This is a genomic window from Chryseobacterium sp. HNCC26DJ239 (assembly GCF_057180445.1).
On sequence record NZ_JBXUGJ010000006.1, the window covers coordinates 103865 to 118467 of the forward strand.

General features: G+C 34.2%; 11 protein-coding genes. 6 read left to right on the forward strand and 5 right to left on the reverse strand.

The window, feature by feature from the left end:
- The first annotated feature begins 1 nt into the window (after window position 1).
- The 3 genes from AC2A1D_RS14015 to AC2A1D_RS14025 all read left to right on the forward strand — a co-directional run bounded on the left by AC2A1D_RS14015 (window position 2) and on the right by AC2A1D_RS14025 (window position 2082).
- On the forward strand, window positions 2-1267 hold the full coding sequence (locus AC2A1D_RS14015) for a DUF2851 family protein (RefSeq protein ID WP_484044214.1): 1266 nt from the start codon (window positions 2-4) through the stop codon (window positions 1265-1267).
- A gap of 1 nt (window position 1268) precedes the next feature.
- On the forward strand, window positions 1269-1490 hold the full coding sequence (locus AC2A1D_RS14020; RefSeq protein ID WP_027373948.1) for a PspC family transcriptional regulator: 222 nt from the start codon (window positions 1269-1271) through the stop codon (window positions 1488-1490).
- Window positions 1491-1569: 79 nt separating this feature from the next.
- Window positions 1570-2082, forward strand: a complete 513-nt coding sequence (locus tag AC2A1D_RS14025) for a GNAT family N-acetyltransferase (RefSeq protein ID WP_484044215.1) — start codon at window positions 1570-1572, stop codon at window positions 2080-2082.
- 2 nt (window positions 2083-2084) lie between these two features.
- Here the strand turns inward: AC2A1D_RS14025 and AC2A1D_RS14030 are convergent, their stop codons facing one another.
- Entirely contained in the window at window positions 2085-2885 is an 801-nt protein-coding gene (locus AC2A1D_RS14030) for a carboxypeptidase-like regulatory domain-containing protein (protein ID WP_484044216.1), read from the reverse strand.
- Window positions 2882-3634, reverse strand: a complete 753-nt coding sequence (locus AC2A1D_RS14035; RefSeq protein WP_484044217.1) for a carboxypeptidase-like regulatory domain-containing protein — start codon at window positions 3632-3634, stop codon at window positions 2882-2884. The genes AC2A1D_RS14030 and AC2A1D_RS14035 overlap by 4 nt, the downstream gene beginning before the upstream one ends.
- A gap of 203 nt (window positions 3635-3837) precedes the next feature.
- Between AC2A1D_RS14035 and AC2A1D_RS14040 the strand changes: the two genes are divergently transcribed.
- On the forward strand, window positions 3838-6975 hold the full coding sequence (locus AC2A1D_RS14040; protein ID WP_484044218.1) for a UvrD-helicase domain-containing protein: 3138 nt from the start codon (window positions 3838-3840) through the stop codon (window positions 6973-6975).
- Window positions 6976-7089: 114 nt separating this feature from the next.
- Window positions 7090-7800, forward strand: a complete 711-nt coding sequence (gene bamJ, locus AC2A1D_RS14045; protein WP_484044219.1) for a BamJ family beta-barrel-assembly machinery protein — start codon at window positions 7090-7092, stop codon at window positions 7798-7800.
- Between the two features lie 78 nt (window positions 7801-7878).
- Here bamJ and clpB read toward each other — a convergent pair whose 3' ends face one another.
- Complete coding sequence (gene clpB, locus AC2A1D_RS14050) at window positions 7879-10485, reverse strand: ATP-dependent chaperone ClpB (protein WP_484044220.1); 2607 nt, start codon at window positions 10483-10485, stop codon at window positions 7879-7881.
- Window positions 10486-10844: 359 nt separating this feature from the next.
- Here clpB and AC2A1D_RS14055 point away from each other — a divergent pair, with 359 nt between their 5' ends.
- Entirely contained in the window at window positions 10845-11420 is a 576-nt protein-coding gene (locus AC2A1D_RS14055) for a TetR/AcrR family transcriptional regulator (RefSeq protein ID WP_484044221.1), read from the forward strand.
- Window positions 11421-11510: 90 nt separating this feature from the next.
- Here AC2A1D_RS14055 and AC2A1D_RS14060 read toward each other — a convergent pair whose 3' ends face one another.
- Together AC2A1D_RS14060 and AC2A1D_RS14065 are read right to left on the reverse strand one after the other, a co-directional pair.
- Window positions 11511-13808 (reverse strand): GH92 family glycosyl hydrolase, encoded by a 2298-nt coding sequence (locus AC2A1D_RS14060; protein ID WP_484044222.1) that lies wholly within the window; start codon window positions 13806-13808, stop codon window positions 11511-11513.
- 111 nt (window positions 13809-13919) lie between these two features.
- Window positions 13920-14600 (reverse strand): response regulator transcription factor, encoded by a 681-nt coding sequence (locus AC2A1D_RS14065; RefSeq protein ID WP_484044223.1) that lies wholly within the window; start codon window positions 14598-14600, stop codon window positions 13920-13922.
- Window positions 14601-14603: the final 3 nt, after the last annotated feature.

Sequence of the window (14603 nt, forward strand, 5' to 3'; positions counted from 1 at the left end):
AATGACTGAAAAACTTCTCCAATATCTTTGGAATTTCAAGATATTTAGCCGTTTAGACTTTAAAGATACCGACGGAAATCCTATTGAAATCTTAGATTTCGGGAAATGGAACAGCAATTCGGGGCCAGATTTTCTGATGGCAAAAATTAAACTCGGAAACATAATTCATGCAGGAAATATTGAGCTTCACATTCGCTCTTCAGATTGGATTTTTCATCAACATTCTTCAGATTCGGCTTTTGATAATATTATTTTGCACGTTGTTTTTCAAAATGATGCCGAAATTCCAGGTTTCAAAGAAAAGAACATTCCAACCCTTGAACTGAGACATCATATTGATGATTCTTTAATCAAAAAATACAACCATCTTTTAGCGGAAAACACTTTTATTCCTTGTGAAAATTTATTTGAAATTTCCAAAATACCTTTTCAGTTTCATGAAGAAAATATTCTAAAAAAGCTTCATGAAAAATCTGTTTTCATCGAAGAAGACCTTCAGAAAAGCAAAAATAATTTCGAAGCCATTCTTTTTCATCATATCGCGTATACTTTTGGTTTGAAAGTAAATGCACAGATTTTTAAGCAAATTGCTGAAAGCATAGATTTTACCATCATCAATAAAATCAGGCAAAATAAAACGCAATTGGAAGCATTTTTTTACGGAATTTCTGGCTGGCTTGATGAACCTCTCGACAAAGAAACTCAAATTTGGAAACGCGAGTTTGACTTTCTTCGTTCAAAATACAACCTTCCTAATCTTAAAATTCAGCCTAAATTTCTGCGTTTGCGCCCGCCAAATTTCCCAACCATTCGGCTTTCGCAATTTGCAGACCTTTATTTTAAGCATCAAAATTTGTTTTCAAAAATGATTTCAGCAAAAAATAATGACGAATTGTTTGCCATATTTCGAGAGGTAAAAGCTTCTGAATATTGGGACGAACGTTTTAATTTCGGAAAAATTTCAAAAGTAAAACAAGAAAAGACGCTTTCTGCAGATTTTATAGAATTATTGATTTTAAACGCTGTTCTCCCTGTAAAATTCACGTATCACAAATATCACAACGAAGAAATTACTGACGAAATAATGGCGTTTTACCAATCTTTATCACCCGAAAAAAATGCAATTACAGAGCAATGGAAAAAATTGAAAGTTCCCATCAATTCTGCATTAGAAAGCCAAAGCTTGATTTATCATTTTAAACATTTCTGCGAAGCAAAAAATTGCCTAAATTGCGGCATTGGTTTTAAAATTCTAAAAGACAAATAATATGTTGAGTAACATACGCCACAAAATGGAAAGAGAATGGTTTGGTGTCCTTACAAGAATGGGCGCAAAACTGGGAATTCCGGTTTCTAAACTGAGAATATTTTTCATCTACTCTACTTTTGCAACGGCAGGATTTTTCTTTTTAATTTACCTCGGTCTTGCGTTTACCCTTTGGATAAAAGACATTTTTATAACGAGAAGACCAAGCGTTTTCGACCTTTAATACTAAATAATTTTATTAGGAAAAGTTCAAAAAATAATTTTGGCACTTTTGTGGTTTATAAAATTTTAAAATAGTTTGTATGGAATTTAATCAAATAACCACTGCAGAAGACTATAGAATTGAGCAAATTTACAGTGCTTACACGACTTCTTTTCCCGAAGATGAAAGAAGAGATTTCAGCACGTTCACACAGCTCTTTACGCATCCTACAGTAAGAGCTTTTTCGGTTTTACATGATAATAATAATATAGGCTACGTTGTAATTTGGCAACTTTCCGATTTTATTTTTGTGGAACATTTTGAAGTTTTTTCGGAGTTCAGAAATCAAAAATTAGGTTCTGAAATTTTAGATTATCTGAAAAAAAATTATCCAAGAATTGTTTTAGAAATTGAGCCTGAACATTTAAACGAAAATTCTAAACGAAGATTTTCTTTCTATAAAAACAATGGTTTTAATTTACTTGATGAAATGTACGTGCAGCCAAGCTACGGCGACGGAAAAAGCAAGTTAAATCTTTGGCTTTTAGGAAATTTCAACCCAACAAATCTTGCAGAATTAAAAGACGAAATTTACGATACTGTTTATCATTAATTCTATTGACTAACGTTATTTAGTTTAGAATATTCTCCAAAAGCAGCTCTTAATTCGCTCGTAATTTTTACGGTATTAAAATCTTTCCTGTATTTTTTCGCCAGTTGAAAAGTATCGTTGGCGTACAACAAAAAAGCATCTATAGATTCATCACTCATCCCATAATCACGAAGAAAATCGAGGTTAATTTTTGATTTTATTTCTTTAATAAACGTTTGTGTTTCGTAATAATTGGCTTTGGTAATTTTTGGTTTTGAACGATTTGCAATTAAGTTTGAAATAAAAACAAGCGTCTTTCCGACATCTACACTTACGTGTCCTTCCTGAAAATCGTGTCCTCTAAATGTTTTTTGTACTTCATTTTTAGGTAAAGGTTCTGCCATTGGAGATTTCATATACTTTTCCATCGAGTTATTCAAAGCAACAACACGTTTTGAATCTCCTGCATTTTTAGCATCTTTTTCTAAATTTCCGGTCGGTTGAAATTCCAGTTTTACTTCAGGAATTAAAATTTCTACATGTCGAATGACTACATTTTTATTTTCTCCTAAAACATTTTCATCCACTTTTATTTCTGTTCTGTAGAAACCATCTTTCACAAAACGAAGTTCGTCTCCTTTGTCTGCCAAAATCGAATAATTTCCTTTCGCATCAGAAAAAACAGATTGATTTTTATTCACATTTAAAATGAAAACGACTGATTGGGCAATTCCATTTTCGTCTATTACGTTTCCGGAAATCGTTTTCTGAGCCCAGGAAAAAGACGAAAAAACAACGAAAAAAAGAAGTAATTTCAGTTTCATTTTGAAATTGTTGGTGGTTGTTTGTAAGACATTATTCTTTGTAAAACAGCACTTTTGAAACGATTCAAATCGGCATCGCTGCAATAACCGTATTTTAGAATTTTTCTGCGTTCAAAGCCTGTATTGAAAATATAAAAGATAAAATGTTGTCTTTGTGAAGGTTCAATTTTTAAGTCGGCAAAATATTCTGCTCCTAAAGCTTGTATCAGATAATTCAAAAAATCGACATCGTCCCATTTATCTTTAATCTTTCCAATCGTAAAAATTCCTTTTGTTACGGGTTGAACAAATTCTCCTGGTTTAGCCGCTAAAATTTTTGGGTCAGATTTTTGTTTCAAGTATTCATTCATTTCAGAACGAAGTTTCTGCACTTTTACCGGTGGATTAAGTGTTTTAGAATCAATCTTTAAATCTCCTGTCAGTTTTCTTTTTACAATAACTTCTTCAATCGCCAAAGCATTTCTTTTGAGCTCAACATTCAAAGGAGATTTCATAAATTCTGTGGTTATATGCTTTTGAAATCTTTCGTATCCTAATATAATAAAACGAAGTTCGTCGCCTTCTCTTCCGGCAATCATAAAATGTCCGTCGCCATTGGTAGTTGTTCTTACATCTGTTCGGATGTTGATAACGGTTACATTGGGCAATTCAATCTTTTCTTCAGAAGTTACTTTCCCAAAAATATACTCTTGAGCAAACGTCTGTATTGAAAAAAGCAGAGAAAAAATAAAGAATAGTTTAATTTTCACAGGCTATTGTTTTATTAAAGCAAATCTAAGCTATATTTCTTTGTAAATCTTAAATTTAACCGGACTTAACACGTTTTAGGAAATCTTTTTAATTTTCGTCTGCGAAATGTTAAAAAAATCTTTGCAGATGTAAATCTTACCAAAATATGTGTTAAAAATTCAGCAGAAAATTGGCTATCTTGCAGTTTCAATTTCTCAAAAAAATGCAAAATTCTTATACGGTAATCAATGCTTCTGCAGGTTCTGGTAAAACTTATGCTTTGGTACAGCGACTTTTGATGATTTGTTTGCGATACCCAAACCAAGCGCAAAGCATTAGAAATATTCTCGCACTTACGTTTACCAACAAAGCCGCCAACGAAATGAAGGAAAGAATTCTTTCTTGGCTCGGAAGATTTTGTGATGCTGATTATGAGAATAATTCCGATTTAAAAAACATTCAAAAAGCCTTTGAAGCAGAAGGTTTGAAGATTGATATTCACGAGTTGCATTACCGCTCGCAAAAACTTTTAGATTATATTCTGCATAATTATTCTACGCTAAATATTGGAACAATTGACCGTTTTAATTCGCGTTTGGTGAGAAGTTTTTCTTACGAATTGGGTTTAGCTAAAAATTTTAATCTAGAAATAGACCCCGAACCTTTTTTAATTGAAGCGGTCGACAAAATGCTCGACCAAATCGGAGAAAATGATGTGATTTCTAATTCTTTTATGGACTATGTAGATTACAGTCTTGAAAATAATGAGCGTATCAACCTGAATAAAAACCTTTACGATTCAGCAAAAGAATTTGTGAAAGACATTCATTACGAAAATCTTCAAAAAAATAAAGATTTTGATAATGAAAGCTACGAAAACATCAAAAATACGCTCAGAAAAGAGATTTCAGACAACAAAAAAGTTTCTTTGGAACTTACGTTGGCTTCGGTAGAACTTTTCAAATCCAGAGGAATTGAAGTGGAAGATTTTGCGCAAGGTAAAAACGGTTTGGGCGGTTTTTTCGTAAAAGTTTCAGATTATTATCATAAAAACAGAAAAGATTTCCCTTTTCCTACGAACGAAGAATCGGCGCAAAACAACTTTAGCAAAGGAGCTGCAGCAAAATCTAAAAGTAAAGAACAAGACATTTTTGATATTTTAGATTCATTGCTGAGAAGCCGTCTTCAGCTGATTAAAATTTATATTGAAACTCAGAAAAAAGAGAAAATTCTTTCGGCACTTTTGCCTTTAAAAGTCAATAAAGACATTCAGGACGAACTGAAAAAAATTGAAGAAGAAAACGACCTTGTTTTGCTTTCAAAATTTAATATTTTAATTAATGAAAACCTTAAAAATGAGCCTTCTGCTTTTATTTACGAAAAAGTAGGGTCGCAGTTTTATCATTATTTCTTTGATGAATTTCAAGACACTTCAGAGCTGCAATGGCAAAACTTTCTTCCTTTGCGAGACCACGCTGTTTCCACAGAAAACACCTCTTTTACTGTTGTAGGAGATCCGAAACAGAGTATCTATCGTTTTCGTGGTGGCGAAAGTAAATTGATGCTCGACATTATCAATAAAAAGGAAATTACGCCAAAAGACGCCTCTCTTTTAGTGTTGAAAGACAATTGGCGAAGTGCAAAAAACATTGTGAATTTCAACAATGAGTTGTATAATTTCCACTCAAAAAGTCTTTTAGAAGAACATCAAAATATTTTTGGAAGCGATGCCGAGCAAAACCCAAAATCTTCGATTGAAGGGCGTGTAAAAGTAAATTTAATTGAAAATCTTACGAACGAAGAATTTTACACCCACACTTCAGAGAAAATGCAAAAAGACATTCAAGAAAGTCTGGATAATGGTTTTTCGTTTTCGGATATTACAATTCTTTGTCGAGGAAATTTTGATATTTTCAGCTATTCGCAAAAACTTGGAAACCTCACCGTAAATTATAAAGGTGAAACCACAAACATCAAAACGATTTCTGATAAAGGTTTAACGCTCGACCTTTCACACACCTTGAAAGCCGTAATTGAATTTCTTCGTTGGCAAAGCAACCGAAAAAACAAAACGAGCCTAATTATGATGATGTATTTCCTGAGAAAATCAGGAAGAATTTCTATGCCCGATTTCACCGTCGGAATGCAGGAAATTTTAAATATTTCTGAGTATGAAAAAGCCATTCTCCACATCGAAGAAAATTACGGAATCAAGCTTGAACAGGATGATTTTCCGAAATTTAACCTCTATAATTTTGTTGAGTTTTACATTAATGAATTTTCAGTTGAAAATAAAGAAACAGATTTCTTGCTCAACTTTTTAGAAATGCTTTTCAATTTTACGCAAAATGCAGGAGCAACAACGAAAGAATTTTTGAAATATTGGGACGAAGAAGCTTCGAAACACACAATTCAAGCCTCAGAAAATATTGATGCAATACAAATTATGACGATTCACAAAGCAAAAGGTTTAGAATTTCCGATTGTTTTTATCCCGATGATTAATAAAAATCGTGACGCAGAATTTACCAATTGGTTTGAAACGGGCGACCAAAATATTTTACAATCGGTAAACATCAGTCAGTTCAGTAAAAATCTGGAAGTTTATGATGATGAAATTGGTTCATTCAATCAAGAAAATTCTTACAAAAACTTTGTAGATAGGCTTTGTTTGCAGTATGTGGCAACAACGAGACCTGTAGAACAATTGTTTTTTTATATCCAAAAAGCAAATAAAACTTCTAATAATCTTGAAATTTTAGATTTCCTTCAATCTAAAAATACAGAAAATGCAGACGAATTTGATTTGTTTCCAACCGATTCTGAAATGCTTCAGAAAAAGGTCTTTCATAAGAAATCTACTTTCAAAACAAAAGACATTAAAGAACTGAAAAATGTAGACGAAAAAACGACTTCTATAAAAGTAGCAACACCTTCGAAAAACTATCAAACTCGTGTAGAAAAGGTTAGAATTGGGCTTTTTGTGCACGAATTGCTTTCAAAAATCAATACTAAAAAAGACATTTCAAAAGTTCTCGAAAAGTATATTTTGGAAGGACAAATTACCAACGAAGAAAAAATAAATATCGAAGAAAACCTCATCCAAATCATTACTAAACATCAGGAGTTTTTTGATGAAAAATGGCATGTTATCAACGAAAAAGATATTATGATTTCTGAAAACGGTGAAACGAAAATCTATCGTCCAGACCGAATTTTACGCCATGAAAATGAGTACGTTATTGTCGATTTTAAAACAGGTGAAGAAAACGAAAAGAACGACCTTCAAATTGAAAATTACAAATCGGTTTTAGAAAGTTTAGGAAGAAAAGTGGTGAAAACTCAGTTGATTTATATCTAATTTATTGTTCTTTTGAAGTAAAAGAGCCAAAAATTTAAACAATCAAAAAAAGCACATTAAAACTTCAAAGTTTTTGTAATAATTGATAGATTTGCAGCGATTTAAAATTATTAAATGAAAAAACAAACGATTGCATTACTTTGCGTAGCAATATTGGGCGTTTCTTGCTCAAAAAACAATGACGAAAAAAACGGAAGCAAATATACTGACGACCAAAAAGCATCTTATTATATTGGTTTAAGTATCGCTCAAAACATGAAGAAAGAAGGCTTCAAAGTAGATGCAGACCTTTTGGCAAAAGCCATCAAAGAAGAAATGGACAGCACTACAAAAAAGAAGCTTTTCCCTGCTGAAGAGATGGATTCTTTCCTTCAAGAATTCATGATGAAACAACATGAAAAGAAGCAAGCTGAAGTAGGTGTTCAAGCCAACGAAAACAAGAAAAAAGGAGCAGAGTTTTTAGCAAAAAATAAAACCAATCCTAAAGTAAAAACTACAGCATCTGGTCTTCAATACGAGGTTTTGCAGGAAGGAGACGGTAAAACAAAACCAACTGCAATGAGCACCGTACAGGTAAAATATACAGGAAAACTTTTGGATGGAACTGTGTTCGACTCTACCGACAAAAATGGTGGCGCACCGGCAGATATTAATCTAGGAAGCGTAATCAAAGGATGGACAGAAGGAATTCAGTTGATGAGCAAAGGTTCAAAATATAGATTTTACATCCCTGCAGAGTTGGCTTACGGCGACCAAGGAGCTGGAGGTGCAATTCCTGGAGGCTCTACCATTATCTTCGATGTAGAATTGTTGGATAGTAAATAAATTTTGGGATTCTCTAAAAAATCAAAAACCTCAGTTTAATTTGAACTGAGGTTTTCTTTTGTTGATTAATATTAAAATTTACTGTTCTGAAGGTCTGAAAACCAAACCTGTTTCTTCGAAATAATCTAACGTGATTCTATCGCCTTCATTTACCGTTCCGGCAAGGATTTCTTTAGACAATTTGTTGAGAACTTCCTGTTGAATTACTCTCTTCAAAGGTCTTGCTCCAAAAGCAGGGTCGTAACCTTTGTTCATTAAATAATCTACCGCATCTTGAGTTGCTGTCATAATGATATTTCTCTTTGTTAAAAGGTCATTAAAGCCTCTCAACTGATACGTTACAATTTTTCCGATTTCTTTTTTGTTTAAAGGTTGGAACAATACAACTTCATCAATCCTGTTCAAGAATTCTGGTCGTAAAGTTTGTTTCAATAAATCAAAAACCTCATCTCTCGTTTGTTCTAAAACTGCAGCATCTAGGTTATCGTCTTTGTCACGCTGAGCGGAGTCGAAGCGTTCCTGAATGATATGCGAACCCAAATTTGAAGTCATAATGATAATCGAGTTTTTGAAATTCACCACTCTACCTTTATTATCCGTTAATCTTCCATCGTCTAAAACTTGAAGCAACGTGTTGAAAACATCTGGATGCGCTTTTTCAATTTCATCTAAAAGCACCACAGAATAAGGTCTTCTTCTTACCGCTTCTGTCAATTGCCCACCTTCATCGTAACCAACGTATCCAGGAGGCGCACCAACCAATCTTGAAACACTGTGACGTTCCTGATATTCACTCATATCAATTCTCGTCATGTTGTTTTCATCATCGAATAAAAACTCTGCTAAAGCTTTGGCAAGCTCAGTTTTACCAACTCCGGTTGTTCCTAAAAATAAGAATGAACCAATTGGTTTTTTATCGTCGCTCAACCCAGCTCTGTTTCTTCGGATAGCGTCTGCAACCGCAGTAATGGCTTCGTCTTGTCCCACCACTCTGTGATGAAGTTCTGCTTCAAGATGTAACAATTTTTCTCTTTCCGATTGAATCAGTTTTGTGACTGGGATTCCCGTCCATTTTGCGATCACTTCAGAGATATTTTCAGAAGTTACTTCTTCTTTAATTAACTCATTTTGATGGTTTTGCATTTCAAGTTCAAGCTTTCCAAGCTGCTCTTCTTTTTCACGAAGTTTACCGTACTGAATTTCAGCAACTTTGGCATAATCTCCTGCTCTAGAAGCTCTTTCTGCTTCCAATTTTAAAGATTCAATTTCTTTTTTAATCTGTGTTAAATCCTCAGATTTTTGCTTTTCCTTCAACCATTTTGCATTGATTTCGTTTCTCTGTTCAGAAATTTTAGCAATATCTTCTTTTAAATGGTCTATTTTTGTTTGATTCCCTTCTCTAGAAATTGCCGCCAATTCAATTTCCAACTGCATTAATTTTCTGTCTAAAACATCCAATTCTTCAGGCTTTGAATTGATTTCCATTCTGAGTTTTGCAGAAGCTTCATCAATCAAATCAATCGCTTTATCTGGTAAAAATCGGTCTGAAATATATCTTTGAGACATTTCTACCGCCGCAATAATCGCTTCGTCTTTGATTCTTACCTTGTGATGCGCTTCATATTTATCTTTAATTCCACGAAGAATAGAAATTGCTGATTCTGTATCCGGTTCTTCCACCATTACCTTCTGGAAACGTCTTTCAAGCGCTTTATCTTTTTCAAAATATTTTTGATATTCATTCAAAGTGGTTGCGCCAATCGCTCTAAGCTCTCCTCTTGCTAAAGCTGGTTTCAAAATATTCGCAGCATCCATTGCGCCTTCACCGCCACCTGCTCCAACTAAAGTATGAATTTCGTCGATGAACAAAATAATCTGCCCTTCAGACTTAATCACTTCGTTTACAACAGATTTCAAACGCTCTTCAAACTCACCTTTATATTTTGCACCGGCAATTAAAGCGCCCATGTCTAGAGAATATAAAGTTTTATCCATCAAATTCTCAGGAACGTCGCCACTGATAATTCTGTGTGCAATTCCTTCTGCGATGGCAGTTTTACCAACACCTGGTTCACCAATTAGAATCGGGTTGTTTTTGGTTCTCCTTGAAAGAATCTGCAACACTCTTCGGATTTCTTCATCACGCCCAATTACAGGGTCGAGTTTTCCTTCTGCTGCTAATTCGTTGAAGTTTTTAGCATATTTATTTAAAGATTGATACGTTTCTTCTGAACTTGCAGAAGTCGCCTTACTTCCCTTTCTTAATTCTTTAATTCCGCCTTCTAAAAGGTTTTTGGTAACGCCCATGTCTTTCAACATTTTCGAAACCTCAGAATTTGTTTCCAATAACGAAAGCCACAAATGCTCTATCGTTACGTATTCGTCTCCCATCTTTTTAGCGATGTTTGGCGCATCAAGCAAAACTTTGTTTGCCGATTGAGAAAGGTAAATATTCCCTCCCTGAACTTTTGGAAGTTTCTCCAAATTTTCACGATTTCGCTCTCTTACCAAAGTGGCATCTGCTTCAGATTTCTTTAATAAAAAAGGCGAAATGTTTTCATCAACCTGGAAAATACCTTCCAAGAGATGTTGTGGTTCAATTTGCTGATTGCCAAACTCCATAGCAACCTGTTGTGCTGCTTGAATGGCTTCCTGCGATTTTACTGTATATTGATTTAGATTCATACTATTTATATTTTTTTTGATTCTTTACTTTTAATTTTCAGATTTCAGACATCAGATTTCAGATGAGTGTACATTCTTCTTTCTAATTTCTGATGTCTTCAATCTTACTTAATCATTTAATTCGTAGTCTTTATCTCAAAAACTATTCAATTATTGATTTTTTAAAAATAAAGGACAAAATTTCCGAATTTTGCATTTTTAAACTTTTAATAACCGACAAATTTTCCGTTTTTAAGAAAAATGCATTAATTTTTAGATGAAATTTCGGCAGATAAAAAAATAAATCTGAAGAGTAAAACAAAATCATCTGTGAAAAGCAAGTGTTTTAAACTCAGAATAATTACTTTTGTATTTTACCCATGGAACTGAGAGAAAAACAACAAAAAATACTGGAAGTAGCCATAGAACTTTTTAAAGAAAAAAGTTATCTGGGAAGTTCTGTACGCGATTTAGCCACAAAACTGAATATTAAAGCAGCATCTCTTTACGCACACATCCGTTCGAAAGAAGAAATTCTGGAGTGGATTTGCTTTGGCGTGGCTCAGGATTTTTTTGATGAGCTTCAAAATGTAAAAAATACCAACCTTCCTCCGAAAGAAAAGCTAGACCTTTTTATCGATAAACATCTCTCTATTGTTCTTAAAAACCGCGATGTAACGCACATTTACTCCAACGAATGGAAACATTTGGAAGAGCGTTTGGGTGAGTTTAAAGAGCTCAGAAAAAACTACCAACAGGAAGTGGAACAGTTTATTGCTGAAATTTACACTGCAGAAAATTGGGAACTAAAATCTCCAGCTTTTACCACAAGATTCATTCTTCACACATTAAACAACTCCTATTTTTGGTTCAAAAGAAATATAGAATCTACGGAAGAAATTAATGATGAGATTAAAGAAAAGTTGTTGTATGGCTTATTGGGAAAAACGAAGTAAAAAATTAGGCGTCATTGCGAGCAAAGCGAAGCAATCCGTTGAAAACAATTCTAATTATCTAAAAGACTCCTTAGTACCTCACAATGACAATTATTTTTTCGGTTTTGCACTCATATAAAACGTTAATTTTCCGCCATTCATCAATTCCGAATGTTTTAAGGTAAAGTTTTTAATTTCTTTTCCGTTCAAAAGTACTTTTTGTACATAAACATTCTTTGGACTTTGATTAATTGCTTCAATTTCGAAGGATTTTCCGTTTTCTAAATTCAAAACAGCACTGTCAATCGCCGGACTTCCAATTGCGTAGTCTTCAGAACCCGGAGCAACCGGATAAAAACCAAGCGAACTTAAAATATACCAAGCGCTCATTTGTCCGGCATCGTCATTTCCGCCCAATCCATCGGGAGTTGCTTTGTATTGCATTTCTAAAATCCTTCTAATCTGCGCCTGAGTTTTCCAAGGTTGTCCCGCCCAATTGTACAAATACGCAACGTGATGTGCAGGTTCGTTTCCGTGAACGTAACCTCCGATAATTCCTTCTCGCGTAATATCTTCTGTGTCGGCAAAAAACTCGTCTGGTAAATGCATTGTAAACAGTTGGTCTAATTTTGAAGCGAATTTCTTTTTACCGCCCATCAAAGCAATCAGCTCATCCGGATTTTGAGGTACAAAAAATGTGTAATTCCATGAATTTCCTTCAATAAAACCTTGTCCGTGAGTACTCAATTCATTAAAATCTTTTTTAAAAGTACCATCGGCCAATTTTGGTCGCATAAAACCAATGTTTTTATCAAAATTGTTCTTCCAATTTTCAGAACGTTTAATGAATTGATTGTAAATTTCTGTTTCACCTAAAAATTTTGCCAATTGCGCAATCGCCCAATCGTCATAAGCGTATTCCAAAGTATTAGAAACCGAAATTCCGCTTTTCTCAGCAGGAATATATCCTAAATCTATATATTGCCCAATTCCTTCGTAAGACCTTTTGTTGGCAGTTTCTACGCAGGCTTTCAAGGCTTCTTTCGCATCACCTTGATAATTTCCCTTAATGATCGCATCAGCAACTACACTTACGCTGTGATAGCCACTCATACACCAATTATCGTTCGCATAATGCGACCAAATCGGCAACATTTTCATGGAAAACTGATGGTAATGAGCCATCATCGATTGCACCATATCGCCGTTTCTTTTAGGCTGAATAATATTAAAGAAAGGATGCAACGCACGATACGTATCCCAAAGCGAAAACGTGGTATAATTGGTAAAACCTTCAGCTTTATGAGTGTTTTGGTCTAAACCTTTATACTCCCCATTCACATCCGTGTATGTTGTGGGATTGATGAACGTGTGATACATCGCAGTATAAAAGTTCGTTTTCTCTGTTTCAGAACCTTTGATGACGATTTTATTGAGCTCTTTATTCCAGTTTTCCTGGGTTTGATTTTTTACTTGGTCGAAAGATAAATTTCCAACTTCTGTTTCTAAATTCTCCAAAGCATTTGCCTGACTTACCGGTGAAATTGCCAACTTCACTTCAATTGCTTCGTTTTGATGGGTATCAAAGTCGAAATACATTTTCAAGTTTTTCCCTGCGATTTCTGGAAAGTTTTTTGTTTGGTCGAATTTTCTCCAAAAACCTCCGTAAACTTGTTTTCCATCAAAGTTTTTCTGCCCGTAAGACTTAAATGGTTTCGAAAATTTCATCGCAAAATAAATCGTTCTGGTTCTTGCCCAACCATTCGTTTGTCTGTAACCAGTGATGGTGTTTCCGTTTTCTACACGAACGTAAGTCCAAACATTTTTCCCGTCATAATTGTAAATTCCAGCCATCAAATCCAAAATAATATGCGCTTGATTAGACTCCGGAAAAGTATAACGATGCACTCCTACTCTTGTGGAAGAAGTGAGTTCTGCTAAAATATTATAATCGTCAAGCTTTACTTTGTAATAGCCAGCTTCTGCTTTTTCATTTTGATGCGAAAATCGGCTTCTGTAACCACTTTCGGGATTTGTAGCCGTTCCAGGATTCAATTGTAATTTTCCAACCGTAGGCATCACCAAAAAATCACCCAAATCTGAATGACCAGTCCCGCTGAAATGTGTAGAACTAAAACCTACAATCGTTTTATCTTCATAGCGATATCCTGCACAATATTTGTAAACCTCACCATTGTATTTCCCATTAAGTTCATAAGAAATAGAATCTGTTTCCGGACTAAGCTGCACCGCACCAAAAGGAGCCGTTGCTCCAGGATATGTGTGTCCCATTTTTTCTGTTCCGATTAACGGATTTACATATTGAATGAGCCTTTCTGATTTTTGAGCTTTTGTCTGTAAACTAAAAACTAAAAAAAAAGAAAATGCTAAAAATCCTGGTTTTTTCATGAAACTTATTCTTGAATCGTAAATTTAAAAATTATGCAGATAAATTATTTTTGGTAAATCGTAATGGTACAAGAAAGTCAAAATCTCGTTTCAACAATTAACCTTAAAAAATCATTTCTCCGAAAAACGAAAACCAATCCCATGAATATTTTCAATGGCAACATTGGTTTCATCGGCGAAAACTTTCCTCAATCTCGAGATGAAAACATCCAAACTTCTTCCCATAAAATAATCGTCGTCGCCCCAAAGTGCTTTCAGAATATCTTGTCTTTTCAGTATCACGTTTTTATGTTGAGAAAAGTAAAAAAGCAGGTCAGATTCGCGCTGAGTAAGAGTTATCACAGTTCCGGAAAAGTTTAATGTAAAATTTTTCGGGTCGAAATTATACTTTCCCACTTTATAGATTTGCGGTAAAGTTTCGGTCTTTTTAGAACGTTTTAAAAACACTTCAATCTTTAGTATCAATTCTTCAACGCTGAAAGGTTTTACCAAATAATCGTCTGCGCCAATTTTCAAACCTTTGATGCGGTCTTCTTTCAACGCTTTTGCAGATGTAAAGATGATTGGAATTTCTGTATTGAGGTTTCTAATTTGCTCGGCAAGCTCAAAACCGTTCACTTCAGGCATCATAATATCGAGAAGGCAAATATCGAAATCTTTAGTTTTAAAAGCTTCAAACGCAGATTTTCCGTCAGAAAAATGTTCTATTTCATAATAATTTTCAAGACTGTCTTGGATGAGAAATGCAATAGTCTCATCGTCTTCAGCATATAAAATTCTAGATTTCGCCATTAC

What these genes read in the sequence shown, in the direction of transcription:
- AC2A1D_RS14015 (WP_484044214.1), top strand. Translation starts at nt 2, where the DNA reads ATGACTGAAAAACTTCTCCAATATCTTTGGAATTTCAAGATATTTAGC.
- AC2A1D_RS14020 (WP_027373948.1), top strand. Translation starts at nt 1,269, where the DNA reads ATGTTGAGTAACATACGCCACAAAATGGAAAGAGAATGGTTTGGTGTC.
- AC2A1D_RS14025 (WP_484044215.1), top strand. Translation starts at nt 1,570, where the DNA reads ATGGAATTTAATCAAATAACCACTGCAGAAGACTATAGAATTGAGCAA.
- AC2A1D_RS14030 (WP_484044216.1), bottom strand. Translation starts at nt 2,885, where the DNA reads ATGAAACTGAAATTACTTCTTTTTTTCGTTGTTTTTTCGTCTTTTTCC.
- AC2A1D_RS14040 (WP_484044218.1), top strand. Translation starts at nt 3,838, where the DNA reads ATGCAAAATTCTTATACGGTAATCAATGCTTCTGCAGGTTCTGGTAAA.
- bamJ (WP_484044219.1), top strand. Translation starts at nt 7,090, where the DNA reads ATGAAAAAACAAACGATTGCATTACTTTGCGTAGCAATATTGGGCGTT.
- clpB (WP_484044220.1), bottom strand. Translation starts at nt 10,485, where the DNA reads ATGAATCTAAATCAATATACAGTAAAATCGCAGGAAGCCATTCAAGCA.
- AC2A1D_RS14055 (WP_484044221.1), top strand. Translation starts at nt 10,845, where the DNA reads ATGGAACTGAGAGAAAAACAACAAAAAATACTGGAAGTAGCCATAGAA.
- AC2A1D_RS14060 (WP_484044222.1), bottom strand. Translation starts at nt 13,808, where the DNA reads ATGAAAAAACCAGGATTTTTAGCATTTTCTTTTTTTTTAGTTTTTAGT.
- AC2A1D_RS14065 (WP_484044223.1), bottom strand. Translation starts at nt 14,600, where the DNA reads ATGGCGAAATCTAGAATTTTATATGCTGAAGACGATGAGACTATTGCA.